The following is a 25,469-nucleotide window of genomic DNA, read 5'->3' on the forward strand; positions in this document are numbered from 1 at the left end:
TGTCTCGCGGACTTCAGGACCGGATAGAGTTTCTGGGACATGTGCATCCAGCTTTACTGTTGACGTTGACTGAGGGGTGCGATCCGGGCTGGCATCAAAGCCAGCCGGGAGCCACGAAGACGAGCCATGCGAGAAGCGGGCCCGCGGCGACGACAAATGCGCTGTAGTAAAGCAGCGTCTTGAAGAACTTCGTCTGATCGACATTCTGCGCATTGGCAACAACCAGAGCGCCGTTGGTCGAGAAGGGCGAAACGTCAACGATGGTGGCGGAAATGGCGAGTGCCGCAATCATGCCCGGCGTGCCGATTTCACCCTGCATGAGCATGGGAACCGCGAGCGGGATCATAGCCCCCATAACGCCGACCGAGGAGGCGAAGGCCGAGACGATGCCGCCGATATAGCACAAGAGAAGGGCAGCAACGAGCGGCATGGCCAGTGCGGACACGGAGTTGCCGACATAGGTGATGGCGCCGGATTTCTCCAGTACCGAGATGTAGGTGATGACACCCGCGATCAAAAGCACGGTTGACCATGCAATCTTGTCGACGGCGCCCTTCTGCCCCCGTGGGCAAACCAGTGCCAGGATGACGGCGACGCACATGGCAACAAGACCGACATTGAGGCTGAATGCCAGAGACAGAATGGCCAAGGCGGCAAGACCGGTCAATGTCAGCGCCTGCTCCAGATCGAGCTTGCCGCTGGTCGTGACTTCAGTCATTTCCGATTCACGCTGGCGCGGGTCGATCGCCATATGGCCGCCACTGCCGCGCACATCCACGGATACGCCCGGTGTGAAGACGTCGCCGGAACCGTTCGCGCCAGCAGCCGCTTTCGATTTCCTCCCCAGAACCATGGCTGCGCCGATGGCAATCAGCAGGTTAAAGCCGAGGCTGGCGAGGAAGAGAACGGTTTCGTCACCCGGCAGGCCAGCGCGCTGAACAACCTGATTGGTGATGCCGCCATAAATGCTGATGGGAGAGAAGCCACCGCCCTGTGCACCATGGATGACCATGATGCCCATGAGAAGCGGATTGATGCCATATTTTGCCGAAAAGCGCAGGGCAATCGGGGCGATGATGGCAACAGCCGCCGGGCTGACAGCACCAATTGCAGTCAAAAGCGCCGAGACGAAGAACATGACCCACGGAATGGCCGATATGCGTCCTTTGACGGCGCGCACGCAGGCCCGAACCAGCCAGTCGACCGTGCCGTTATTCTGCGCGATGGCGAAAAGATAGGTGATACCGACAAGCGTGACGAAAAGGTCACCTGGAAAACCTTCGAAAATCTGCTTGACGCTCATGCCGACGACGAGCGTGCCGATGATGAACGAGAGGGCAAAACCCAGCGCGCCCATGTTGATCGGCAGGGCAGTCGCCACGATAAACATGACGACGAGCCCGAGTATAGTAATGACTTCTGATGACATGACAGCTCCTCCCGAAAGCCAGAGGGTCGGAGTGGAAGCGGCACCCTCTTGCCGTTCGCCATCCGTGCGGCGTCCCCGCACAACCCATTGGGGTATGTATGCGCAAAAAACGCGAATAGGCAATAATGAATTTATACGTTGATAAAATTTGATCTCCGGAATACATATGGGCGCAAATGCTGTGGAGGCGCATTCATGTGGACTAAACTTGCGACAAACCGCGCGAGCCGATTGGAACGGGCTTCACCGCTCTCAAACGGCAAGGTGGTCAAAGCAGATGCGATCATTGCTCTCATGGAGGCCGTGATTGAACCGGGCGATCGGCTGTGCATCGAAGGCAACAACCAGAAACAGGCCGATTTCCTGGCAAAGGCTCTGGCAAATGTGAATCCGCAAGTGGTTCACGATCTGCACATTGTCCAATCGGTTCTGGCGCTGCCGGAACACCTCGACGTGTTCGAGAAGGGCATTGCATCCAAGCTGGATTTTTCCTTTTCGGGACCGCAGGCGGCGCGTCTTGCAAGGCTCTTGAGCGCCGGTCAGCTCCGTATCGGCGCGATCCATACCTATCTCGAACTGTTCGGTCGGTACTTTACCGATCTTACTCCGCGCGTAAGCCTCGTTTGCGCCCAGGCAGCGGATAGAGCCGGCAACCTCTATACCGGCGGCAACACTGAAGACACGCCTGTTATCGTCGAATCCACAGCGTTCCGACAGGGCATCGTGATCGCCCAGGTCAACGAGATCGTTGACGTGCTGCCGCGCGTCGACATTCCCACCGACTGGGTCGACTTCGTCGTGCAAAGCCCCAAGCCGCACTACATCGAGCCGCTCTTTACCCGCGATCCCGCCCAGATTTCGGAAATTCAGGTGTTGATGGCCATGATGGCCATCAAGGGCATCTATGCCGAATATGGAGTGACGCGCCTCAACCACGGCATCGGTTTCGATACCGCAGCAATCGAGCTCATCCTGCCAACCTACGCCGAAAGTCTCGGCCTCAAGGGCAAGATCGCCACCCACTGGGCGCTCAATCCGCATCCGGCGCTCATTCCCGCCATCGAGGCGGGCTTTGTCCAGAGCGTGCATTCTTTCGGGTCGGAACTGGGCATGGAGGATTATATCCGCGCCCGCTCGGACGTGTTCTTTACCGGACGCGATGGCTCGATGCGGTCCAACCGGGCGCTGAGCCAGACGGCGGGACTTTACGCCTGCGACATGTTCATTGGCTCCACCCTCCAGATCGATCTCGATGGCAACAGTTCCACGGCAACGCTTGGCCGTATTGCCGGATTTGGTGGCGCGCCGAATATGGGATCGGATGCCAGAGGGCGCAGGCATGGCTCGAAAGCATGGCTGAAAGCAGGCGAAGAGGCCGCGACTGGCACTATGCCACGCGGCCGCAAGCTCGTCGTCCAGATGGTGGAGACTTTCCGCGAACATATGGCACCGGCCTTCGTGGAAAAGCTCGACGCGTGGAAACTGGCCGAATCCGCTGGTCTCGACCTGCCGCCGGTCATGATCTATGGCGACGATGTAACCCATATTCTCACCGAAGAGGGCATTGCCAATCTGCTTCTGTGCCGCACGGCAGAGGAGCGGGAGCAGGCCATTCGTGGTGTTGCGGGCTATACGGCTGTCGGTCTTGGTCGCGACAAGCGCATGGTGGAAAATCTGCGGGACCGTGGCATCATCAAACGGCCAGTCGATCTGGGCGTCGATGTGTCGCTGGCAAGCCGCGATCTCCTGGCAGCCAAATCGATGAAAGATCTCGTACGTGCATCGGGTGGCCTTTACCGCCCCCCTGCCCGGTTCCGGAACTGGTGAGGTTGGACGATGGAAAGACTGGAATATGAATTTGGCGGCGGCAGCGTTCTGGCGGCGCGAAACAAACCGATCCTTTCGGGCGTTCTCGGCTCCGGCAATCTCGAGGTTCTGGTCGAGGCCTGCGACCTCTCCGGCAAATGCCGCGTCGAGGTGGAAACGGCAGCGGTGGGCTTCGGTGCCATCTGGCAGGCGGTGCTGTCTGACGTGTTCGACCGCTGGAAGATCGGCGACGTGAAAGTGTCGATCAACGATGCAGGCGCAACGCCCGCCGTCGTGGCACTGCGGCTGGATCAGGCCCTTCAGGCTTATTCGGGCAAAAGCAGCGAGGCGACATCATGAGCAGAAGCTGGTACGAGGCAACCGCGCGTGAGCGTATCGACGGTCTGCTGGATACAGGCAGTTTCATCGAACTCCTTCCTCCGCAGGACCGCATGACAAGCCCGCATTTGCGGGTCCTCGGCTCACCAGCCGCCTTCGATGATGGCGTGGCCGTCGGCAAGGGACTGCTGGACAGCAAGCCCGTCCTCATCGCCGCGCAGGAAGGTGCCTTCATGGGCGGCGCGGTGGGCGAGGTGCATGGCGCCAAGATCACCGGGCTTCTGGAGCGCGGACTGGACGAAAAGCCGAGTGCGGTTCTGCTGCTGCTGGAATCCGGCGGCGTGCGGCTGCATGAGGCCAATGCGGGATTGATCGCCGTTTCCGAAATCATGCGCGCCATTCTCAATCTGCGCGCCGCCGGTATTCCCGTCATCGTTCTAGATGGCGGACGCTACGGCGTCTTTGGCGGCATGGGCATCGCATCGCGGCTTTGCTCGTCCATCGTCATGTCGGAAGAGGGACGGCTTGGCCTATCCGGGCCTGAAGTCATCGAAACCACCATGGGCGTGGAGGAATTCGATGCATCCGACAAGGCTCTCGTCTGGCGCACGGTTGGCGGCAAGCATCGCTATATCCTTGGCGAAACCGCAGGCCTTGTCTCTGATGACATGGATGCGTTCAGAAACGCAGCGATTGGCCTTCTCGGCACGGCAAAACCTCTCGATCTCGATGGCATTGAAGCGGAACACGCTGCACTCTCTGCGCGTCTTGCCCGTTTTGGCGACGTGCAGGATGCTAGCGATATCTGGTCGGCACTGGATATTGCCGATGTGGACAGGATTCCCCTGATGACAACGGAGGAATTCCACCAGGCCATCGATGGAAGGAGAAGCGCATGATGACGCCGGAAGTTTTGTTCGACCGCCTGTTTCCGCAAGGCCATGACATTTCCTCAGAGGGTCTCTTCTTCGCGGGGACCGCAAAGGCCGGTTCACAACCGGTATCGGTCATCGGCACGCGCGAAAAGGCGCATATCGGCATCGATCTGGCCATGCGCATGGCGTCTGAGGTCATTCGCATCATGAAGGAGCGTCCGGGCAGCCCGATCCTGCTTCTGGTGGATACGGCCGGTCAGAAAATGAGCCGCCGTGACGAGCTTCTGGGCCTGAACGGATATATAGCCCATCTTGCCAAATGTATCGATGTGGCGAGACGTCGGGGCCATAAAATTATCGGCCTCGTCTATGGAGAAGCCGTCAGCGCCGGGTTCCTGTCGTCCAGCCTTTTGGCCGACGCCTGCTATGCGCTGCCGGAAGCCGAGGTAAGGGTAATGAACCTGCCCGCCATGTCGCGTGTGACGAAAATTCCCGTCGAGCGGCTGGAGGAATTGTCAAAGGACAGCGCGGTGTTTGCTCCGGGCGTTGCCAATTACGTCGCCATGGGTGCAGTGCGTGAAACCTGGGATGGCGATCTCGCCAGTGCATTGGTTAAGGCGCTGGAAGAGAGCCAGGATCCCGGCAGCGATACCCGTCGCAACTACGGAGAAGAACGCAAGGGACGGACACTGGCACGTTCTGTTTCTCATCGGGTGCGGCATGATGCGGCCTGAAAGGCACCGCTTCGTCACGCTCAAATCCTCATGGCGTGACCACGCGATCCTCTCTCCTTGCGGTATCGCAGCGGGCGAACTGCTTCCGGACTGGGTTGATGCGGGTCGTCCCCTGATCGTGGCTTCCTCCGCCGCAGGAGACGGCGAGACGACAATTCGTCTCGGCCTTTCGACACCAGAAAAACGCAGACTTGGACTTTGCGTGGCCCTAGAGGCCATCAATCGCGTTTTGCCTCCTGTCGCGCTCGAAGATGCCGCCACCAGTGCGCCGGATGAATGGCAGGACACCATTCGGTTGGTATTGAAGACAGCAGTGCGGTACGGGCTCAGTCTCTCCGTCTTTGGGTCCTTGGCATGGACACATCTTTCCGGCGAAAACCATTTGCATGCTGGCTCTGACCTCGATCTGCTCGTTTCCACCTCTACTCCCGACAGCTACCTTGAAGCCGTTCAGTCGCTTCTCGACATCGCTGGAAAGCCGCGACTGGATGGGGAGTTGCTGCTGACAGACGGTTCGGGCGTCAATCTGCGGGAATACGCTGCGCGGCCCAACCAGATCCTTGTCAAACAGCATGGTGGGCCGAGACTGGTCGAATATTCTTCGCTCATGTCCGTTGCAAGGAGTGCCGGATGACCACGGTGCTTCACCCAGTTGCGGAGCAACCGCGCATTGTCCGGCGGGATAGCAGCCGGGTACTCGGCAGAATGGCGATCCGTTCGCTCTACACCGAGCTGTCGCTTTATCCTAAACCGGGCCTCGTCAGCCCGGTCGACAACGGTGCTCATGACGATATGAGCATGGCCACCTTCATGCGCAGCCTGTTTTCGCTCAGGACCTACTTCGTCCAGATTGCTGCCGCAGGCGGGTTTGAAAGCCGGTTCATCACCCTCAAGCAACTGGGCATGGATGCCGAAAGACGTATGTTGACGGCCACGGCGGGTATCAACACGCACCGGGGAGCAATTTTCAATCTCGGACTGCTTTCCGCCTCGGCTGGATATCATATAGCCAACCGCTTGCCGCTTGATACCGATGCAATCTGCATGACCGTCGCCACGCTATGGGGCAAGGATCTAATGGCGGACATGCCAGTAGACTCAAATGGCTCACGTGCGATTGCCCGTCATGGTGGCCCCGGAGCCAGAGAGCAGGCGGCGTTGGGATACCCGGTTCTGAGGCATGTGGCCGTACCGACATATGACAATGCGTTGAAGCAGTCAGGCGACCGCGATTTGTCAGCGTTGCAAACATTCTTTGCGCTCATGTCCGTGCTGAACGACACGAACATCCTGCATCGGGCTGGACGTGAAGGCCTCGATTACGTGCACCAGCAGGCCCGCGAATTTTTGTCCGACGGCGGCGTCTTCGCCTCTGGCTCCATAGACCGCGCCGCAGAGCTGCATCGGGCGTTCTCTCAACGCCGCATCTCACCGGGAGGAGCGGCTGATCTTCTTTCATGCGCTATTTTCCTTCATGATGTGAGGGCAGGCGAATGACGCTCGGCATTCTATGCCCCGGTCAGAGCGCACAGGCTCCGGAGATGATCGATCGCCTGCGCGACGCGCCAGAGGCAACCGATGTTTTCGTGGCATTTCAGGAGGTGATGGGCAGCTCGATTTTCGAGGTGGTGAGGCAGGGGCGCCTGCACGAGAACGCCATTGCACAACCGGTCATCTGCGCTGTGGAACTGGCGGCGTTCCGGATTGTCAGACGCGCCCTTCCCGCGCCCGATTACTTCGCCGGCTACAGTATCGGTGAGCTGGCAGCATATGGATGCGCCGGGTCGATCAGCGCGAGGGACCTGATCCACCTGGCAAGCCTGAGGGCATCTCTGATGGACGCGGCTTGCCCGACACCTTCCGGCATGATCGCCATTCGTGGCCTCCGGGAAACGAGTGTGTCGCCGATATGCAGCAGCAACGCCGTTCATATCGCAATTCGCAACGGCGAGGACCGCTTTGTCGTCGCTGGACCTCTGGACAATATCGCGGGCGCGGCAAGGGATGCCGAACAACGCGGCGCGCATGTCACACCTCTTCCCGTGCGTATCGCTTCCCATACGCCCTTGATGCATTCGGCCGTCGCTGCCTTTGCAAAGGCACTGGAAGCGACGGATTTCAAAAGCCCGACCGCGCCGGTCTTGGCCGGTATCGATGGCGGAACCGTTCGCTCTCGCGAAGTCGCCATCCAGCGGCTTTCCGCCCAACTGGAGACATGCATCGACTGGCGTGGCTGTATGGAAAGCCTCAAGGAAGTGGGCTGCACAACACTGCTTGAACTTCTGCCCGGCGGTGATCTTTCCGCAATGGCCAGAGATGCCGTCCCTTCCATCGCCTCGCGATCGATGACCGAGTTCAAGACACTCGACGCGGCCGCAGAATGGGTTTTGCGCAAGGAGGGCTGAAACCGCCTCGCACTGCCTTTCCGCGACTTAGCTTGAATGCGCAGGACGCGTGGCGACCAGATGTTTTCTGTGGGATAGGTTGCGCTTGACCGCCATGAGCAAAGCAGCTGCGATGGCGGAAAAGCAGAAAGTCGCCCAACCGAGACCTTCAAAGCCAATGATGGCGACAATGGCGCCGCCCAGCGCCGGGCCGAGTGCAGCGCCCGTCATCATCATGGCAGGTGTCGCAGCGACGGCCCGGCCTGAAGGATCAAGCCGGGACAGCACACCGAAAAGGAAGGTGTGGGTAAACAGAACAATCGATGCGTAAAATAGCGTTGGCGCAGCGAAAGCGTTGAAAATAGTGGCGTTAGTCAATGTCAGCGCCAGAGCCGCCTGGGTGAGTGCGCCAGCGATGCCGACCGCCAGCGCGGGTAAGCGCCTTTGCAGCAGGACTGCCAACACTCCCGGCATGAGATTGATGAAACCGAGCAGAACGAGAAGTATCTGGACCTGGCTCGCGTCAAAGCCGCGCGTCGCTGCTATGCGTTCGATGAATGCAAAGACCATGGACTGATTGAGCATCAGGCAAACGACAGCCGCTATCGTCAGATAGGCAATGAGCGGGACACGGCCAGCGCCGGATTTGGCTTCAACTCCAGCCTCATCTGCAGCATCCTGTCCTCGTATGATCTGCTCGGGGAAAAACAGCGCGATAGCGCCCGCGCCAATCGCCATGATGACGACGAAAGCCATGAAGACGACCTGCCCGCCATAAGCTGCGATCTCACCGGGGAGGAATGCGAACATCAGAACCGCGAGAACTCCCACCATGACATTTGCAAGCCCGAAATGGCGATGCGGGTTTTCCGTGCGTCCAATACTGCCATGGACCATGGACAGGGCGGAGCCGACGCAAAGTCCCGCTATGCCGTGGATGGCAAGAAGCTTGCCGAAGCTTGATGGAGCCACGGGAAGACCCCAGGCCCATGAAAAACAAAGCGCTGCGGCACAGAAACCCGCAAATGCGATCCAGCGGGGCGACAGGCGATCGAACCTCGGCGCCAGAATGGTGCTCATAACCACGATACCGCCAAGGAAAAGCGTCACCGTCAGGCCCGCCTGCTCTGGTGCAAGCCCATAATGCGCCATCAGTACTCCGATCCAGAGCGGCAATGCCGCCAGATCGATCGTCCCGGCCATGTGGCCGACGTAAAGCGCGGCGATACCGCGCAGACCCTTGCGATTTGACATGTTTCCTCCTCCCGTTTTTAAAAAGCCCACCGCCTCCAACGGTGGGCTGGCATCATCCGGCCGTTATGGGCAGACCGGCAGTTCTACCCAGCTTATGCCTTTCCCGGTCTTGATCTTCACCTCCCCGCCGATCCGCTGATGCTCCGGCGTGACATGGAAGAAGGGGAATGAGCGGAAGACGTCGCGCGTCGACACCTCGATGATGAGGCGGTGCCCCTTTTCAAACACCGCGCTCGTCGGTCCCACTGCAATGTCGATGCTGACCGTTTCTCCGGGTGCAGGTGCCTTTTCGCAATCGCGCCAGTGGACCGGACGGTGAGAACCGTCGATCATTCGATCGGGGTCAAGCTCACGACGGGACAGACGTCCCCAACCCAGACCAAGGGGCGTCTCGGGATTGTCCAACCCGTCATAGACGACTTCCGTGCCGTCAGGTGCGATGTCGCGCAGGCAGACAAACAGGTCCGCGTCACCTTCAGACGCGGCGACCGTCAGGTGCACCGTCACCGGGCCGATCAGCCGCAAATCGTCTTCCAGCGGTTTGGACGTGAACACCGCGTTCCAGGATTGCTGCAACGGGCGGCTCAGGCCATCCTTGATATAGGCTTGCATCACCGATTCATTCATGTGAACCGCATGGTGTTCGCTGTCATCTTCAGCCGGCTTTTCAAGCCGCGGCGGCTCAATCGGGACTGCGAGAAGATCGGCAGTGGCCGACCCCTGTACCGGATCGCTGCTCAAGCTCATGGCCTCGGCGTCCAGTTCCCATTTCACCCACTGCGTCTGCGGAAGCGGCCATTCCTTGGCTTCCATCCACTCGATGGCACCGGGTCTGCGCACGCAAAGCGTCAGCGGCGATGTTTCCATCATGCCGTTCTGAATGTCCTTCAACCAGAAATCCATGAACTTCTTTTGCGCGGCATATCCCTCTTCGCTGTAGTAGGGCTCAATGTGGCCGCCGATATGGGCCCGCAGCCATTTGTGCTTCGAGGCGGACTGGCAAAACAGATCGAAATGCTGCTGAAGCGACAGCAGCGAACCTGTCCAGTTCGCAGCAGTCAGGAACGGAACGTCGATGACAGAAAGATCGGGTGTACGTGCCGCCCAGAACTCATCGAAGAAGGGGTGAGCTATGGCCTTTGCGGGCCAGTTCTCACGCATACGTTCCAGCTCCTGCGGCGGCAGCGTTCCATAGCCATGCTGGTTGGGCACGATCCACGCGTCAAACCAGGAGTTGACGAAGAAGGTGTTGAACATGCCTTCCTGATAGGTCATTTCATAATTGTCGCCGCCTACTTCCCAGGGGATCATGCAGGTGAGGTGCGGTGGCTTGTGCGTTGCCACTGCGATTTGCGTTGCCGAGAGGTAGGAAATTCCGTTTAGACCGACTCGACCGGTACACCAGGGCTGCACGGCGATGGCTTCGATTGCGGCGGCGTAATCCTCGATATCGCGCGGTGACCAGACGTCGGCTACGCCCGGCGAGGCACCAAGCCCGCAGGCGTCTACGATGACGACAGCATAGTCATCCGCGACCCATCGCAGAATATCGGGAGCCTCATAGACCGCGTACTCATTCTTCATCGAAATGCGCGCGTAAACGGCTGGCTCTTTCGTTTCGAAGTGAATGTCCTTGCCGTAGGGGGTAAAGCACATGACTGCGGGATATTGCTGCGTCGTATCAGGCCGGTACACGTCCGCCATAACGATCCGGCCATCTTCGACCTCAATCGCCACATTCTTATCGACACGCATCTTGCCGTCGACAAATGAACGAAGCGGCGGACGGGTGCTGAAAGTCCTGGTTGCGATCGGATTGCTGTCGGCTTGGTTGTTCATGGTCTTCCCTGAAAAAAGGTCATGGCGAAGCAACCGCAGGCCATCGAAATGGCGTGACGAGTTGCTCGCAGATTTAGTGGACTGAAAATTCGATTTTGGTGCCTGCCAAACAGGCTGGAAGTTCGCCAACGAGTCATGGTCGGCCAGGATGTATCACCGCCGATATGCTCCCCTGAACGTCAAGCCAAGCAGGTGCCGCGAAACTTCGTGTTTAAGGACTAAAGGCCATTTGTTTCCTCCCTGTTGGACACCCTCCAGTGTCGGCTAGGGGTAGCTAAGCACATTGCGCACTATTTAAAAAATCGATTGTTTAAATGCGTACTATCCGCAATATGGATGTGATGGGCGTGGATATCCCGGGAGGAAACGGAGATGCGATTTCAGGGTCTTGATCTCAATCTTCTGGTTGCGCTTGACGAGCTTCTTACGGAGCGCAACCTGACGGCAGCGGCGAACAAGCTCAATCTGAGCCAGCCCGCAATGAGTGCCGCGCTGGCACGCCTGCGGTCCTATTTCGGTGACGATCTTTTCAGAATACAGGCGCGCGGCATGGTGCCTACCCCTGTTGCCGAGAGCCTTGCCGGTCCCACCCGCGATGCGCTCCTGCAGATCAAGGCGATGCTTGCCAAGCGGGACGCCTTCGATCCGTCCACGTCACGGCGATGTTTTCGTGTTGCCTTGTCAGACTACGCCATGCTCGTGTTGTTTTCTTCCGCCATGGCACAGATTGCCAGCGCGGCACCCAACATCACATTTGATCTGGTTCCATTTGATGACAAGCCTGACGAACTGATCCGTCGGGGTGAGGTCGACTTCCTGATTTTCCCGAATATCTTCCTGTCTGAAGCTTTCCCCCAGGCAAGGCTTTTTGAAGATCGGCTGGTCGCGGTCATCTGGGAGGGAAATAGTATTGTCGGAGAATCCCTGACATTCGCCCAATATATGTCGATGGGGCACGTCGCCAGTCAGTTCGGCCGGTCACACAAACCCTCCATCGAGGACTGGCTGATGCTTGAACACGGGGTAAAGCGCCGTGTCGAAGTTGCGGTTCAGAGTTTTGCGATGGTCCCTCATCTGCTGGTAGGGACAAATCGGGTCGGAACAATGTGCAAACGCCTTGCGGATGAGGTTGCCAAGACCATGCCCGTACGCGTGATGGACCTGCCAATGCCACTGCCCTCCTTTACGGAAGTCATACAGTGGTCGCCCGTACACAATGGCGACCTTGCCGCCGAGTGGGTCCGCAGCATCATTCTGGATGAAGCCGAACGCATGAACTGAAGTCCGCCCGCCAGCGTCGAAATACGATATGTAAAAATTCGGCAGCACCCGTCAAAGCAATCGATACTGAAATCTCCAATCCCGTGCAGGTGAAAGGCGTCTGGCATGCGGTCTGACCAGCATGACAAAACGCCGTCATATATTGGCAAACTTAAGCGGTCATCGCACCGGCCACATATCCATGAAACGAATATCAACTATCCAAACAATCGATTTCGCAAATGGAGATTACCGTGCCAATTTCCGGTCGGGAAGAGAGGCCAGTCGGCGATGACACCGCGGCATTTGGCAGACATCTGTATGCCTTGACGTCGGCGTGAAGTCTGGAAGTTCCGGGCCCCATCCTCGTTTTTAGACCGGTAGGGAGGAACTATTTGCCATGGAAAAATTTATCGAAGCCCTCGGTGTTGATGTCATTTTCGATCCGACGACTCCCTTGTCGGCATCGGAGCCGCCCGTTCCTGCTGTCGACACCAGAACAGTCGAGTTCAAGAAGGGCTATGTCCATGTCGAAGGCGCACTGGCCTTGACCTGTGACATCACGTTCGAACAGGATGTTGCGATCCCGCTGCGAGACGGAACCATCCTCTACGGTGATATTTTCCGTCCTTCCAACGAAAAAAATGTGCCCATCATTCTGGCCTATACGCCCTATTGCAAGCGCGGCGGTTGGTGGAATCTGAATTTCAATGCGACCAAGTTCGGCGTTCCACAGAGCACGCTGTCCGGTCTTCAGTCCTTCGAGGCACCAGACCCTGCGATCTGGTGCGATGCCGGCTATGCCGTGGCTGTCGTGGATGCCGCCGGCACGTCGAATTCCGGCGGCGATGAAGTCTTCATGGGCACGGCTTCAGGACGCAACGTCTATGATGTCATCGAGTGGCTCGGACAGCGCGACTGGTCCAACGGCAAGGTTGGCATGGCCGGAAATTCCCAGCTCGGCATGATCCAGTGGGCAACCGCCGCCTTGCAGCCACCGCATCTTGCCGCCATTGCACCTTGGGAAGGCCTGAACGACAGCTATCGCGACGTCGTCATGCGTGGCGGTATTCTGGATACGAAATTCCACGACAGGGACATTGCCGCCTTCATCTTTGGCCGCAACAATCGCGAAGCCTTGACGAAGATGGCGCAGCGCTATCCGCTCTACAATGCCTATTGGGAGGACAAGCGTCCCGACCTGAAGGCGATCACCGTACCCGCCTATGTCGTGGCAAGTTTCACAAGTGCGATCCATCCGCGCGGAACGCTGGAAGCATTCCGTGGCGTGGCCTCGGAGCACAAATGGTTGCGCGTCCACAACAATCAGGAATGGCTCGATCTGGCCGATGCGGGCAGCACGGCGGATCTCCGGAAGTTCTTTGACCGCTATCTCAAGAACATCGACAATGACTGGGATGAAACACCAAAGGTACGGCTGTCCATTCTCGATCCCGGCGGCGAAGATCAGGTCAATCGGCCCGAAACGTCCTGGCCGCTGGAACGCCAGGAATGGCGCAAGCTCTATCTCGATGCGCAGTCCTTCGGACTTTCGAACGAACCTCTTACATCCCCATCGGTGGCGGAATATGCCGGTGACGATCTGACACAATGCGTCAGGTTCTCGAAGGTCTTCGAAGAGGAAACCGAAATCACCGGCTACCTCAATCTCCACCTATGGATCGAGGCAGCGGATGCCGATGACATGGACCTTTTTGCCGCCCTTTACAAGGAATCGGCCGATGGGAAGCGCCTGCATCACATCACGCTGGTTGGCCCACAGGCGCGGGGTTTCGTGAAATCGCTTGAACAGGATGGCAAGCTGCCTGGCACCCTCAGCTACACCGGCCCGCTTGGTCGCCTGAGGGTTTCGCAGCGCGCCATCGATCCAGAGCGGTCAACGCCATCGGAGCCGCTGATCACCCACAGAAACGAGGATCGACTGATCCCTGGAGAATGCGTACCAATCGAGCTTTCGCTGTGGCCGACATCGATGGTCATCCATGCTGGCGAGCGGCTCGTTGTTGAAATAGCGGGGCACCCCGTTGGGCCCCATGCTCACGGAACGCTGCCAGGGGCCATTCTGGATCTGCCTACACGCAATCGCGGCAGGCACCGGATCCGCACGGGAGAGCGCTACGACTCCCATCTTCTCTTTCCGGTCATTCCGTCTGAGCACGCGAAAAAATAGACAAAACGGGAAATTGGCCGCCGCGAGCGGCCATTTCTTCAACAAAGCTCAATCACCGACCAGCCGATAGCCAACGCCTGGCTCTGTCTGAACGATTTTTGGCTGCGCCGGATCTTTTTCGATTTTCTGGCGCAGCTGACCAATGAAGACACGCAAATAATGCAGATCCTCTTCATGGGCAGGCCCCCACACGGACGTCAAAAGGGTTCGATGTGTGACCACACGGCCAGCATGATGTGAAAGCAGGGCGAGGAGGTCGTATTCCTTCGGCGTCAGGCGAATGGACTGACCGTTCCGCGACACGATGCGCTGAACCACATCGATCAGCAAACCATCCGCATTGACCAGCGATGGAGCCTTGCTGGCATCCACGCGGTGGCGCATTGCCGTTCTGATACGGGCGGTAAGTTCGCCTATGCCAAAAGGCTTTTCGATATAATCATCCGCCCCCAGATCGAGCGCGGCAATCTTCTCTGCCTCCCTGTCCCGTGCGGACAGGATGATGATGGGGATGGTAGACCAGCCGCGGAGGCTGGCGATAACGTCCTTGCCATCCATATCGGGAAGCCCCAGATCGAGAATGACCGCATCGGGCGCTGCCGTTGCAACGGCCTTGAGGGCATCGGCGCCGTTCTCCGCCTCGATGACATCATAGCCTGCAGCGGCCAGCGCCGGCCTTAGGAAACGGCGGATCTGCGGCTCATCATCAACAACGAGAATACGGGCAAGCGTCATGTCAGTCCTTGCGTTCGGTCTCTTTCCTCTACCGGGAAACGCATGACAATACGAGTGCCTCTCTTCCTCACAGCCGGGCTTTCGGCATGGATGCGCCCTCCAAGGGCTTCAACGAAGCCACGGGCAATGGAAAGACCAAGGCCGGTGCCGGGAGAGCGTCCATCCGTCTTGGAGCGGCGGTAGAATTTCTCGAAAATTCGATCAAGCTCACCGGCCGGAATACCCTTGCCAAGGTCCGTTACCGAGAGGACCACCTCCTTGCCATCACAGCGGGCGTAGACATTGACGGCATCGCCGCCGCCGTATTTGGCGGCGTTGTCCAGAAGGTTGAACAGGACCTGCTCCAAGAGCACGCTGTCACCACGCAACAGCGGCAGGTCTGCTGCAATGCCCGTTTCGAAGGGCTGGGCTGGAAAATACCTGCGCGCCCGCGCCACGGCAGAGCGGACCACATCGCCCACATCGACCCAGTCGCGCTTGGCTTTCAGCGTTCCGGTCGAAATCCGTGTCATGTCGAGGAGGTTTGCGACAAAACGGCTGAGACGCGCGCCTTCCTCCTCTATGGACTGCAGAAGATCGTCGCGGCTTTCGGGCGTCATCTTCTCGCCAAGCTCCCGCAGGCTCGTCACGGCACCGGTGATCGTGGCAAGCGGAGTGCGCAGATCATGCGAAATGGAGGATAAAAGTGCCTCCCTGTAACGCTCGCTTTCCAGCCTCACTGCCTGCTTGGCGCTTTCGGAAGACAGGCGTGCGCGGTCAATCGCGGTGGCAGTCTGGTCTATGATTGCGGAGAACATGCGCTCGGCGTTTGAATCCAGCGCCTCGTTGCCCACCTCGTATCCGCAGACACCGACCACGCCATGCGGGCTGGTCAGGGGTCGAAACTGGAAGCGGCAATTTGGCAGCGTTCCGGTGCCAGCGCCGGCGGGTTCGTTTCTGGTATTGGCCCAGCGTGCGGCCGCGATCTCGGCAATGCCAAGCTCCGTATCGGGCGGCCAGGCTGCAGCTGTCTCCAACGTATCGCCACTTGCCCGCAGAAAGACGATGTTTCTGTTAATGCCGGCATGAAGCTGGCTGACGGAAGCCCAAAGCACCTCATCGACATCGGCGGTGCCGGAAAGCTTACGGGCAAAGTCGTACAGCGCCTGCATGGCGGCGGCGCGAGCGCGGGCGGTCTTTGCCTGTTCGCGGATGCGTGATCCGAGACTACCGGCCAGAATGGCCGCCACGACAAAGATGCAGAGCGCAAACACCTCATGCGGCGAGGCGATGGTGAATGTGTAAAGCGGGGGTATGAAAAAGAAGTTGTATGCCAAGGCGGACAGCATGGCCGCCATGAGGGCGGCAGCAAAACCGGCATAGGTCGCAGCGGCCAGGACAGCAATCAGAAACAGCAGTGATATATTCGGCAGGTAGACGATGCGGTCTATCAGCGCGCCGATCAAGGCGGCCGGCAAGACGCATAGAAAGGCAATGCCAAGTGGCTTTGCAAGAGTGGGAAGTTTTGGCCAGGCTCTCCTCGTAGACGCCTGACGGCCCGATTTTTCATCGGCAGTGACGAGGTGAAGCCCTATGCCGCTCATTTCCCGCGTCAACGCATCGGCAAGGCTGCTGCGCAAAGGGTTTCGAAACCATGAGCGACAGTGAGAGCCGATCACGATCTGCGTGGCGTGCTCCCGTCTGGCAAGTTTCAGGATTTCCGTCACGAAGTTGCTGCCGGTTATGCGCCGTGTCTCCGCTCCCAGTTTTTCGGCAAGCCGGAAGGTGTCATCGATGCGGCGAAGCTCGTCATCATCAAGCGTTTCACGGTCTGAATGCGCAATACTGACGACCAGCCACGGCGCATTCAGCCCGGATGCCAGGCGGCTGGCTACCCGAACCACCTTCTCCGACAGGATGTCGGAGCCGATACAGACGAGAAGCCTTTCCGACGTCGCCCACGGTCCCTCAATTGCGTTCTGACGCAGATAATCGATCATCTGGTCATCAACCCGGTCTGCGGTGCGCCGCAGGGCCAGCTCGCGCAACGCGGTCAGGTTGCCCAGGCGAAAAAACCGGTCTGCGGCGCGTTTGGCGCTTGCCGGAAGATAGACCTTGCCCTCCTGCAGTCGCGTAATGAGCTCGGCGGGCGGCAAATCCACAAGCACGACCTCATCCGCCTTCTTCAAGACGGTATCGGGAACTCTCTCGCGCACATTCACGCCGGTGATCTGCGCAACCAGATCGGAAAGGCTTTCAAGATGCTGGATATTGAGCGCGGTCCATACGTCTATTCCCGCTTCTATCAGTTCCTCTATGTCCTGATATCTTTTGGGATGGCGAAATCCTTCGGGGTTGGAATGGGCCAGCTCATCCACGATGATCGTGCCCGGCTTTCTCGCCAGAGCAGCATCGAGATCGAATTCCTGCAAGTCCTTGCCGTAATACGCCACCTGCACACGAGGCAGCACTTCCAGACCAGCCAGCAGAGCCGAGGTTTCACTGCGCCCATGGGTCTCCGTCAGCCCCACCACGATTTCAAACCCGTCTGCCGCCAATCTCTGGGCGCGGTTGAGCATCGCATAGGTCTTGCCGACGCCCGGCGCAGCGCCAAGAAAAATCGTCAGCTTGCCCCGGCGGTCTTTATCCGCCAGGGCAAGCAATGCGTCAGGGTCAGGACGGTTGGTCCCGTAAGGCTCGTTCGTCGGCATACAATATCAGCTCTTGAGCGCATCCAGCGCAAGGTTGAGTTCTAGCACATTCACGCGCGGTTGCCCGACAATTCCGAAGGCCGCACCCTCGATAGTTTTGTCAAGCAGAGCCCTGACCTGCTCGACAGGGAGTTGCCGCGCAGCCGCTATGCGATCGACCTGCGCCAGGGCAAATTCCGGCGAGATGTGCGGATCAAGACCAGAACCGGATGTCGTCACGGCATCTGCGGGGATGGAGCCCGTAATGCCGGTGGATTTCAACCGCTCGACATCACCCGCAACGCGATCGCGCAGCTTGGCCGATGTTGTGCCCAGGTTCGAGCCGGATGAAGCCGATGCATTATAGGGATCGGGCGACGTCGCGGACGGACGAGACCAGAAATAACGCGGTGACGTGAAATTCTGGCCGATGAGGTCGGAGCCTATGACCGCATCGCCGCGCCTGATGACGCTGCCATTGGCCTGTTGCGGCATGAGCACCTGCGCGATGCCGGTGACCGCAAGCGGATAGGCAACACCGGTGACGAGCGTCAGAAGAACGAGAATGACAAAGGCGGGTCTGACAAGTTTCAACATGATTTACACCAGATGCAGGGCCGTAACGGCCATATCGACAAGCTTGATCCCGGCGAAAGGCAGCAAAAGCCCCCCGAAACCATAGATCAGCAGGTTACGGCGCAAGAGTGCAGCAGCACTGGATGGCCGGTAGGCTATACCCTTCAGGGCGAGGGGTATGAGTGCGATAATGATGAGCGCATTGAAGATGACCGCCGACAGGATGGCCGATTGCGGCGTGGAAAGCCCCATGATGTTAAAGGCGGTGAGTGCAGGATAGGTCGTTACGAACAGAGCCGGGATGATCGCAAAGTATTTTGCAACGTCATTGGCGATGGAGAATGTCGTCAAAGATCCGCGTGTCATCAGCAACTGCTTGCCGATTTCAACAATCTCGATGAGCTTGGTCGGGCTGGAATCGAGATCGACCATGTTTGCGGCTTCTCGCGCCGCCTGGGTTCCGCTCTGCATCGCAACACCCACATCCGCCTGCGCCAAAGCGGGCGCATCATTTGTGCCATCTCCACACATGGCGATCAGACGGCCGCCCTGCTGCTCGCGTCGGATATAAGCGAGCTTGTCTTCAGGCGTGGCTTCGGCGAGAAAATCGTCGACACCGGCTTCAGAAGCGATGGCCGCGGCCGTGACCGGGTTGTCACCCGTCACCATGACAGTACGAATGCCCATGGCACGAAGCGCTGCGAAACGCTCCTTGATGTCAGGTTTGACGACGTCTTTGAGATGAATGACGCCGAGCAGACGTTTCCCATCCGCCACGCCAAGCGGCGTGCCGCCAGACCGTGCGACGCTGTCCACCGCCTGCATAAATTCACGCGGAGCATCCTTGTCCGTCAGTCCGGTAAATTTCAGGACGGCATCAATGGCACCCTTTCGCAACTGATGAGACCCCATATCGACGCCTGAAAGACGGGTCTGTGCACTGAACGCAATCGTGCTGTCGACAACGGCCTTTGGAGTGGAAAGGCCAAATTCTCCGGTCGCAAGTGCCGCAATGGAACGCCCCTCCGGCGTTTCATCCGACAGGCTGGCAAGAAGTGCTGCCTCGGCAAGTTGATGCTGCGTTACACCAGGGGCGGCAATGAAGTCTGCCGCCATTCGGTTGCCGAAGGTGATCGTGCCTGTCTTGTCCAGAAGAAGTGTATCGACATCGCCCGCGGCTTCGACCGCACGCCCCGATGTGGCAATGACGTTGAAGCGGACAAGGCGGTCCATCCCGGCTATGCCGATTGCAGAAAGCAGCCCACCAATGGTCGTAGGAATGAGCGTAACGAGCAGCGCCGCAAGAACCGTGACCGAAAGGACGGTGCCGGAGTAGCCTGCCAGACCCCAGATAGTCAGGACGACGATCAGGAACACAAGGGTAAGGCCGGAAAGCAGGATGGACAGGGCAATTTCATTCGGTGTCTTCTGCCGTTCTGCCCCTTCGATGAGCGCAATCATTCGATCCACAAAACTTGCGCCCTGCGGTGTGGTGATGCGGATCTTCAGCTGGTCGGAGAGAACCTGCGTTCCCCCCGTCACGGCAGAGCGGTCGCCGCCGGACTCGCGGATCACGGGGGCGGACTCGCCGGTGATGGCGCTTTCATTGACGGAGGCAACGCCTTCGATGACCTCTCCATCTCCGGGAATGAGCTCTCCCGCTTCCACCACCACCACGTCGCCCAGCGCGAGCATGGTGGCGGGAACCGTCTCGATGGTGCCGTTGGCGCCAATGCGACGCGCGGTAAGATCGGAGCGGCTGCGTTTGAGGCTTTCCGCCTGTGCGCGGCCACGTCCTTCCGCCACCGCTTCTGCGAAGGTGGCAAACAGGACCGTGAACCACAACCAGGCGGCAATCTGGCCAGAGAAGCCAGCCGCGCCGTTGCCTGCCAGGGCGTCTCGAACAAAAATGACGGTCACCATAGCGGCCACCACTTCCGTCACGAAGATGACGGGTGTTCGTATGAGTTGTCGGGGATCGAGCTTGACAAATGCCTGCTTGATGGCGGGCAAGATGATGGCTGGATCAAAAAGACCAGGTTTTTCCGGCTTTTGTGACATTTATTGTTTTCCTTTAGAAGGTCTGACCGGCCAGCATGGCGAAATGTTCGACGATGGGCCCAAGTGCCAGAGCCGGGAAATATTGAAGCCCGCCCAGGATGAGGATGATACCGACCAGAAGTCCGACAAAGAGCGGACCATCTGTTGGGAAGGTGCCGGTGGAGGCAGGAACGCGGACCTTTGCGGCAAGCGAACCGGCGATAGCCATGACCGGGATGGCGTAGGCGAACCGTCCGAGCAACATGGCGAGCCCAAGCGTCGTGTTGTACCAGCTGGTATTGCCCGAAAGGCCACCGAAGGCCGAACCATTATTGCCGGCGGCAGACGTAAAGGCATAGAGGATTTCCGAGAGACCATGAGGACCAGCCGTACCGATACTGGCAACGGCAGATGGCAACATGGCCGAGACCGCTGAAAATCCGAGGATGGTCAAAGGCAGAATGAGAACGGCCAGCATGGCGCATTTCATTTCCCGTCCCTCAATCTTCTTGCCCAGAAACTCCGGGGTCCTGCCAACCATCAGGCCAGCAACGAAGACCGCCAGAAGAGCAAAGACAAGCATCCCATAGAGGCCTGAACCGACGCCACCGGGAAGGATTTCTCCGAGCTGGATCAGAAACATCGGCACCAAGCCGCCTAGTCCCGTAAAGGAGCCGTGCATACCGTTTACACCACCATTCGAAAGGCCGGTGGTAACGGCGGCATAGAGCGCGGTCATGGCCTGGCCGAAGCGCAGTTCCTTGCCCTCCATGTTGCCCTGCAGGGCATCAACGCCAAGCGCGGTGACGATGGAGTTGCCGGACGCTTCCGCCCAGTAGATCGTTGCAACACCGGCGATGAGCAGGATGGCCATTGCCGACAGCAGCACCCAGCCCTGGCGGCGATTACCGACCATCTGGCCAAAGGTGTAAACCAGCGCAGAAGACACGCACAACATTGCGAAAATGTTGATGTAGTTCGAAAATGCGGTCGGATTTTCAAAGGGATGGGCCGCATTGGCATTGAAGAAGCCGCCGCCATTCGTTCCCAGCTGCTTGATAGCTTCCTGGCTGGCAACCGGTCCAAGCGAGATGACCTGCTGGGCACCTTCAAGGGTCGTTGCCGTCACGCTGGCGTCGAGCGTTTGAGGCACGCCGGTCCAGACAAAGACCAGTGCGATGACGAGTGCCAACGGCACAAGCACGTAAAGCGTCGCCCTGGTCATATCCACCCAGAAATTGCCAAGTGTCGTCGCCTGGGAACGCATGAAGGCGCGCGTGAACGCCATTGCCATGGCAATACCAACCGCCCCCGACAGGAAGTTCTGGACAGTCAGGCCGACCATCTGGCTGAAATGACTCATCGTCGCTTCGCCAGCATAGTTCTGCCAGTTCGTGTTGGTGACAAAGCTGACGGCAGTGTTGAATGCGAGATCAGGCGGAACACCGACAAAATCCTGCGGATTGAAAGGCAGATAGGCCTGCAGCCGCAAAATCCCGTAGAGGAAGAGGAAGCTCGCCAGCGAAAAGGCCAGCATGGAAAGCGTATAGGCCAGCCAGCCCTGCTCCTTGTCCATGCTGGTACCACAGGCACGGTAGATGCCGCGCTCAATCGGCACGAGAACAGGAGAAAGAAAGGTCCTTTCGCCCGAAAACACCTTCGCCATATAAAGGCCCAGCGGTTTGACGACGCAGAGCACGGCGAGGAAGAGGAGGCTGATCTGCAGCCACCCGATAATGGTCATGGAAATTCTCCCCGAAGGTCAGAAGCGCTCGGGACGCAACAGCGTCACGACGAGATAGACGACAAGAGCGCCGGCCACGGCCAGCGCAAGCAAAGCTTCGATCATGCCGTCCTCACAATGAGCTTAGCGCGCGGGCGTAAAGGGCAAAGCCAATCAGCACGCAACTGCCAGTGAGAATGAAGACAATGTCGGACATGTGTTTCTCCTATGATGAGGAGGCAAGCTTACGTCCGGACCGCGTCAGGGTTCGATTGGGAATAAAGGTAAGGCACATAAGGAAAACATAAAGAAGAGCGCCACCCGTCTAGACCGGCTCTCCTTTATCGAGCTTCTGCAGGAACAGGCGGGCGCTCTGCCTGTAATCCTCGCGTTTTGTATCGCTCATCCGCCGCCATGTCGCGTAAGGCTGGGCCAGCCTTCGATTGCCAGATAGCTTTTCGGCATTTCTGTCCAGAAAATCCCAATAGAGCGCATTGAACGGACATGCCCCCTCGCCGGTCTTGCGGTGAACGTCATAGCGACAGTTTTCGCAGTAATCAGACATTCGGGAAATATAGGCGCCGCTGGCGGCATAAGGTTTCGATCCGAGAAGGCCGCCATCGGCAAACTGGCTCATGCCGATCACATTGGGCAGCTCCACCCACTCATAGGCATCAGCATAGACTTCCAGATACCATTCGTGGACGGAATGGGGATCAAGCCCGGCAAGCAAAGCGAAATTGCCTGTGATCATCAACCTTTGAATATGGTGGGCGTAGGCGTTGTCGATGGTTTCACGGATGACCGTTGCCAGGCAAGCCATGTCGGTTTTTCCGCTCCAGTAGAAGTCCGGAAGCGGCCGGCTGGCATCCAGAAAATTTTTTCGCGCATAGTCGGGCATGAATATCCAGTAGACACCCCGGATGTATTCCCGCCAGCCAATGATCTGGCGGATGAAGCCCTCCACGGCATTGATGGGGGCATCCCCCTGCAGATAGGCCCTTTCTGCCGCCTGACATACGGCCAGCGGATCGAGAAAGCCGATATTGATGTAAAAGGAAATGAGCGAGTGGTTGAGGTTCGGATCGTCTCTCACCATCGCATCCTGCGTTTCTCCAAACCGCGGCAGAAAGTCGACAATGAACGCGTCCGCTGCCTTTTCGGCATCTTTGCGCGTCACCGCAAACGAAAATCCCTTGGCCTTGCCCATATGGTCGGGAAAGCGCGCATCGACCAGTTCCATGACGGAGCGTGTCGTTTCATCCGGTGCGAAGGTTGGATGACGCGGGCGGAACAAGTCGGTCTTTGCAGGGGCCCGGTTTTCGCTGTCATAGTTCCATCGCCCGGAAACCGGCTGATCGCCTTCCATCAGGAGACCGGTCTTGCGGCGCATTTCGCGATAGAAAAACTCCATCGTCATCTGTTTGCGCCCTTCGGCCCATTGCCGAAAGTCTTCATGGGAGGCAATGAACCTGCGATCGGTCCTGATATCCACGGACCGGCCCATCTGCTCTTCCCAGTTTTGCATGGCGTGCAACACGCGCCATTCCCCCGGCTCGGTCACAACGATATGTTCCGGGTTGAGGCTGCCAACCGCCCTCTTCAGTTCTCCAGTGAAAGAGCCGGTGTTTTCATCATCATCAAGCCTGATATAGCGGACCTCGAACCCTTTGGCAGAAAGCTCTTCTGCAAAATGCCGCATTGCCGAGAGGATAAGGATTATCTTCTTGCGATGGTGGCGAACATAGGTCGTTTCCTCTGCCACCTCGCACATGAGAACCACGTCGTTGGCGGGGTCAGCGCCCTCCAGCGACGAAATCTCAAGGGATAACTGATCGCCCAGAATGAAGATGAGATTGCGGCAACGGGACATGGCGGGACTCTCTGACGTTTCGATGAGATACGAAGGCGTGAGCTCAACGGATCAGGGAACGATCTGAGCGGAAAAAAGTGCCGCAGATAGTACAGTGTCCCGCAACTGGCGTTCTGCGAGGCGCCGATTTGAGTATAGGACAGCAGAAATCCACAGGGCTTGGCGCGGCATTTCTACAGACTTTCAAGGTCAGTTTTCGAGATCAACGCAATCCGTTTCGACGTCGCTTGACACAAATGAACTAACTGGTACAAACAATAATGTTACAGCCGTCAGCGCGGGAGGCGTGGACGTGCAGTTTGACATCCACCACGGTAAAAGGCGGTGGCGGCTGTGAGGAAAGAGCAGAGAATAGCTCTGGCCGAAAAGGGAGGATGAATGTCTTACACGCTTGATTTTTCGGCTGTCTATGACCGCCTGCCCGAGTTACTGCTTGCGTGCCTTGCAACGATCGGGCTGGCACTGGCCGGCATGTTCTTCGCGATGATCATCGGCGTTCTCGGTGTCGTCGCGCGCGGTTCGCGTTTCAAGCCTCTGCGAGCGCTCGTCATCGGCTTTGTCGAACTCATCCGCAACACACCGTTTCTGGTCCAGATCTTTTTCATCTTCTTTGCGCTTCCCCAACTGGGCCTGCGGCTGAATCCGACAACCACTGCCGTCGTCGCGCTTGCCTTAAACGGCGGCGCCTATGCCATCGAGATCATTCGCGGCGGTGTGGATGCAATTCCCAAAGGTCAGGTCGAGGCAGGTCTTGCGCTGGGACTGCGACGTGCGCAGATCTTCCGCCACATCATCCTCAAGCCAGCCCTGCGCGCCGTCTACCCTTCCTTGACCAGCCAGTTCATCATGCTGACGCTGACGACCTCTGTCTGCACATCCATTGCCGCATATGAGTTGACGTCGGTTGCCCAGAGGATCGAGGCGGAAACCTTCCGGTCCTTTGAGGTCTACTTCTCGATCACGCTGCTCTACCTCGTCATTTCCTCCCTGATGATGGGCGTTTTCTCGGTGATTTCTCGCCTGTCTTTCAGCTATCCGGTCAAGTGAGGGGGAAACAATGACGCCTATCGGTCCCAACGAATTGTTCTTCCTCATGCAGGGCCTGAAGTGGACCCTTGCACTGACGGTTATCGGCTTTATCGGCGGCGGCATCTTCGGCCTGTGCGTGGCGCTTGCCAGAACTGCGGAAAGCCCCATCGGGCAGCGTATCACCGCCGGTTATATCGCGGTGTTTCAGGGCACGCCGCTCCTCATGCAGCTTTTTGTCGTATATTACGGCGTTGGGCTGGTTGGCCTCGACATCGACGCATGGATCGCGGTTGCCATTGCATTTACGCTTCATGCCAGTGCCTTTCTGGGTGAAATCTGGCGTGGTGGCATCCAGGCGGTGTCAAAGGGCCAGACCGAGGCCGCCAAGGCGCTTGGGCTTCACTACGTGTCCCGCATGAAGGACGTCGTCCTGCCGCAGGCTTTCAAGATATCGCTCCCGGCGACAATCGGCTTCATGGTCCAGCTCATCAAGGGCACGTCGCTGGCCGCCATTGTCGGCTTTGTTGAACTGTCCCGCGCCGGACAGATCGTTTCCAACCAGACCTTCAAGCCTCTGACGGTTTTTGCCATCGTTGGCCTGATCTACTTCCTGATTTGCTGGCCGCTTTCTCTTTGGGGCGCCAGCGTCGAAAAGCGACTGCAGACTGCATCGCGATAGTATCCGTCATCAGCTTTGTTAGGAGGAGCAAAAG

General features: G+C 58.3%; 20 protein-coding genes. 11 read left to right on the forward strand and 9 right to left on the reverse strand.

What is annotated here, in order from left to right:
• Window positions 1-94: 94 nt before the first annotated feature.
• A complete protein-coding gene (locus tag ASF69_RS19445; RefSeq protein ID WP_062589929.1) occupies window positions 95-1,429 on the reverse strand; it encodes an SLC13 family permease in 1,335 nt (444 codons plus the stop codon).
• A gap of 195 nt (window positions 1,430-1,624) precedes the next feature.
• Between ASF69_RS19445 and mdcA the strand changes: the two genes are divergently transcribed.
• Genes mdcA through ASF69_RS19480 form a run of 7 tightly spaced genes read left to right on the forward strand, consistent with a single transcriptional unit; the run spans window position 1,625 to window position 7,588 of the window.
• Window positions 1,625-3,256, forward strand: coding sequence for a malonate decarboxylase subunit alpha (mdcA, locus tag ASF69_RS19450; RefSeq protein WP_062589930.1), 1,632 nt, complete (start codon window positions 1,625-1,627; stop codon window positions 3,254-3,256).
• A 9-nt stretch (window positions 3,257-3,265) separates the two neighbouring features.
• Window positions 3,266-3,595 carry a malonate decarboxylase acyl carrier protein gene (gene mdcC / locus ASF69_RS19455; protein ID WP_062589931.1) on the forward strand — a complete coding sequence of 110 codons (330 nt, stop codon included), beginning with the start codon at window positions 3,266-3,268 and terminating at the stop codon, window positions 3,593-3,595.
• Window positions 3,592-4,473 (forward strand): biotin-independent malonate decarboxylase subunit beta, encoded by an 882-nt coding sequence (locus ASF69_RS19460; RefSeq protein WP_062589932.1) that lies wholly within the window; start codon window positions 3,592-3,594, stop codon window positions 4,471-4,473. Before mdcC ends, ASF69_RS19460 begins: the two co-directional genes overlap by 4 nt.
• Window positions 4,470-5,183, forward strand: coding sequence for a biotin-independent malonate decarboxylase subunit gamma (gene mdcE, locus ASF69_RS19465; protein WP_200939116.1), 714 nt, complete (start codon window positions 4,470-4,472; stop codon window positions 5,181-5,183). Before ASF69_RS19460 ends, mdcE begins: the two co-directional genes overlap by 4 nt.
• Window positions 5,170-5,817 carry a malonate decarboxylase holo-[acyl-carrier-protein] synthase gene (mdcG, locus tag ASF69_RS19470; protein WP_062589933.1) on the forward strand — a complete coding sequence of 216 codons (648 nt, stop codon included), beginning with the start codon at window positions 5,170-5,172 and terminating at the stop codon, window positions 5,815-5,817. The genes mdcE and mdcG overlap by 14 nt, the downstream gene beginning before the upstream one ends.
• Window positions 5,814-6,680: a triphosphoribosyl-dephospho-CoA synthase MdcB gene (gene mdcB, locus ASF69_RS19475; protein ID WP_062589935.1), complete on the forward strand. Its 867-nt coding sequence runs from the start codon at window positions 5,814-5,816 to the stop codon at window positions 6,678-6,680. Before mdcG ends, mdcB begins: the two co-directional genes overlap by 4 nt.
• A complete protein-coding gene (locus ASF69_RS19480; RefSeq protein WP_062589936.1) occupies window positions 6,677-7,588 on the forward strand; it encodes an acyltransferase domain-containing protein in 912 nt (303 codons plus the stop codon). The genes mdcB and ASF69_RS19480 overlap by 4 nt, the downstream gene beginning before the upstream one ends.
• 27 nt (window positions 7,589-7,615) lie before the next feature.
• Here ASF69_RS19480 and ASF69_RS19485 read toward each other — a convergent pair whose 3' ends face one another.
• On the reverse strand, window positions 7,616-8,821 hold the full coding sequence (locus ASF69_RS19485) for an MFS transporter (protein WP_062589937.1): 1,206 nt from the start codon (window positions 8,819-8,821) through the stop codon (window positions 7,616-7,618).
• Between the two features lie 63 nt (window positions 8,822-8,884).
• Entirely contained in the window at window positions 8,885-10,660 is a 1,776-nt protein-coding gene (locus ASF69_RS19490) for a CocE/NonD family hydrolase (RefSeq protein ID WP_062589938.1), read from the reverse strand.
• Window positions 10,661-11,032: 372 nt separating this feature from the next.
• Here ASF69_RS19490 and ASF69_RS19495 point away from each other — a divergent pair, with 372 nt between their 5' ends.
• A complete protein-coding gene (locus ASF69_RS19495) occupies window positions 11,033-11,941 on the forward strand; it encodes a LysR family transcriptional regulator (protein WP_062589939.1) in 909 nt (302 codons plus the stop codon).
• Between the two features lie 379 nt (window positions 11,942-12,320).
• Window positions 12,321-14,111 carry a CocE/NonD family hydrolase gene (locus ASF69_RS19500; protein ID WP_062589940.1) on the forward strand — a complete coding sequence of 597 codons (1,791 nt, stop codon included), beginning with the start codon at window positions 12,321-12,323 and terminating at the stop codon, window positions 14,109-14,111.
• A 48-nt stretch (window positions 14,112-14,159) separates the two neighbouring features.
• Here ASF69_RS19500 and ASF69_RS19505 read toward each other — a convergent pair whose 3' ends face one another.
• From ASF69_RS19505 to ASF69_RS19530, 6 genes are all read right to left on the reverse strand, one after another.
• Complete coding sequence (locus ASF69_RS19505) at window positions 14,160-14,846, reverse strand: response regulator (protein ID WP_062589941.1); 687 nt, start codon at window positions 14,844-14,846, stop codon at window positions 14,160-14,162.
• Window positions 14,843-17,536: a sensor histidine kinase KdpD gene (locus ASF69_RS19510; protein WP_062589942.1), complete on the reverse strand. Its 2,694-nt coding sequence runs from the start codon at window positions 17,534-17,536 to the stop codon at window positions 14,843-14,845. The genes ASF69_RS19505 and ASF69_RS19510 overlap by 4 nt, the downstream gene beginning before the upstream one ends.
• A gap of 6 nt (window positions 17,537-17,542) precedes the next feature.
• Entirely contained in the window at window positions 17,543-18,112 is a 570-nt protein-coding gene (gene kdpC, locus ASF69_RS19515; RefSeq protein ID WP_062589943.1) for a potassium-transporting ATPase subunit KdpC, read from the reverse strand.
• Between the two features lie 3 nt (window positions 18,113-18,115).
• Window positions 18,116-20,152 (reverse strand): potassium-transporting ATPase subunit KdpB, encoded by a 2,037-nt coding sequence (kdpB, locus tag ASF69_RS19520; protein WP_062589944.1) that lies wholly within the window; start codon window positions 20,150-20,152, stop codon window positions 18,116-18,118.
• Between the two features lie 13 nt (window positions 20,153-20,165).
• Window positions 20,166-21,875 carry a potassium-transporting ATPase subunit KdpA gene (kdpA, locus tag ASF69_RS19525; RefSeq protein ID WP_062589945.1) on the reverse strand — a complete coding sequence of 570 codons (1,710 nt, stop codon included), beginning with the start codon at window positions 21,873-21,875 and terminating at the stop codon, window positions 20,166-20,168.
• A gap of 304 nt (window positions 21,876-22,179) precedes the next feature.
• On the reverse strand, window positions 22,180-23,727 hold the full coding sequence (locus tag ASF69_RS19530; RefSeq protein ID WP_062589946.1) for a cryptochrome/photolyase family protein: 1,548 nt from the start codon (window positions 23,725-23,727) through the stop codon (window positions 22,180-22,182).
• 378 nt (window positions 23,728-24,105) lie between these two features.
• On the opposite strand from ASF69_RS19530, the gene ASF69_RS19535 reads away from it, so the two are divergent.
• Window positions 24,106-24,774: an amino acid ABC transporter permease gene (locus ASF69_RS19535; protein ID WP_062589947.1), complete on the forward strand. Its 669-nt coding sequence runs from the start codon at window positions 24,106-24,108 to the stop codon at window positions 24,772-24,774.
• Between the two features lie 10 nt (window positions 24,775-24,784).
• Window positions 24,785-25,435: an amino acid ABC transporter permease gene (locus ASF69_RS19540; protein WP_062589948.1), complete on the forward strand. Its 651-nt coding sequence runs from the start codon at window positions 24,785-24,787 to the stop codon at window positions 25,433-25,435.
• Window positions 25,436-25,469 lie beyond the last annotated feature (34 nt).

Source organism: Rhizobium sp. Leaf311, assembly GCF_001423445.1.
Lineage (GTDB): Bacteria > Pseudomonadota > Alphaproteobacteria > Rhizobiales > Rhizobiaceae > Agrobacterium.

Excerpts from the sequence above, each read along its gene's own strand:
- ASF69_RS19485 (WP_062589937.1), bottom strand. The coding sequence starts at position 8,821 with ATGTCAAATCGCAAGGGTCTGCGCGGTATCGCCGCGCTTTACGTCGGC.
- mdcB (WP_062589935.1), top strand. The coding sequence starts at position 5,814 with ATGACCACGGTGCTTCACCCAGTTGCGGAGCAACCGCGCATTGTCCGG.
- kdpC (WP_062589943.1), bottom strand. The coding sequence starts at position 18,112 with ATGTTGAAACTTGTCAGACCCGCCTTTGTCATTCTCGTTCTTCTGACG.
- ASF69_RS19445 (WP_062589929.1), bottom strand. The coding sequence starts at position 1,429 with ATGTCATCAGAAGTCATTACTATACTCGGGCTCGTCGTCATGTTTATC.
- ASF69_RS19460 (WP_062589932.1), top strand. The coding sequence starts at position 3,592 with ATGAGCAGAAGCTGGTACGAGGCAACCGCGCGTGAGCGTATCGACGGT.
- ASF69_RS19480 (WP_062589936.1), top strand. The coding sequence starts at position 6,677 with ATGACGCTCGGCATTCTATGCCCCGGTCAGAGCGCACAGGCTCCGGAG.
- ASF69_RS19500 (WP_062589940.1), top strand. The coding sequence starts at position 12,321 with ATGGAAAAATTTATCGAAGCCCTCGGTGTTGATGTCATTTTCGATCCG.
- kdpB (WP_062589944.1), bottom strand. The coding sequence starts at position 20,152 with ATGTCACAAAAGCCGGAAAAACCTGGTCTTTTTGATCCAGCCATCATC.
- mdcE (WP_200939116.1), top strand. The coding sequence starts at position 4,470 with ATGATGACGCCGGAAGTTTTGTTCGACCGCCTGTTTCCGCAAGGCCAT.
- ASF69_RS19505 (WP_062589941.1), bottom strand. The coding sequence starts at position 14,846 with ATGACGCTTGCCCGTATTCTCGTTGTTGATGATGAGCCGCAGATCCGC.
- kdpA (WP_062589945.1), bottom strand. The coding sequence starts at position 21,875 with ATGACCATTATCGGGTGGCTGCAGATCAGCCTCCTCTTCCTCGCCGTG.
- mdcA (WP_062589930.1), top strand. The coding sequence starts at position 1,625 with ATGTGGACTAAACTTGCGACAAACCGCGCGAGCCGATTGGAACGGGCT.
- mdcC (WP_062589931.1), top strand. The coding sequence starts at position 3,266 with ATGGAAAGACTGGAATATGAATTTGGCGGCGGCAGCGTTCTGGCGGCG.
- ASF69_RS19540 (WP_062589948.1), top strand. The coding sequence starts at position 24,785 with ATGACGCCTATCGGTCCCAACGAATTGTTCTTCCTCATGCAGGGCCTG.
- ASF69_RS19490 (WP_062589938.1), bottom strand. The coding sequence starts at position 10,660 with ATGAACAACCAAGCCGACAGCAATCCGATCGCAACCAGGACTTTCAGC.
- ASF69_RS19510 (WP_062589942.1), bottom strand. The coding sequence starts at position 17,536 with ATGCCGACGAACGAGCCTTACGGGACCAACCGTCCTGACCCTGACGCA.
- ASF69_RS19530 (WP_062589946.1), bottom strand. The coding sequence starts at position 23,727 with ATGTCCCGTTGCCGCAATCTCATCTTCATTCTGGGCGATCAGTTATCC.
- mdcG (WP_062589933.1), top strand. The coding sequence starts at position 5,170 with ATGATGCGGCCTGAAAGGCACCGCTTCGTCACGCTCAAATCCTCATGG.
- ASF69_RS19495 (WP_062589939.1), top strand. The coding sequence starts at position 11,033 with ATGCGATTTCAGGGTCTTGATCTCAATCTTCTGGTTGCGCTTGACGAG.
- ASF69_RS19535 (WP_062589947.1), top strand. The coding sequence starts at position 24,106 with ATGTCTTACACGCTTGATTTTTCGGCTGTCTATGACCGCCTGCCCGAG.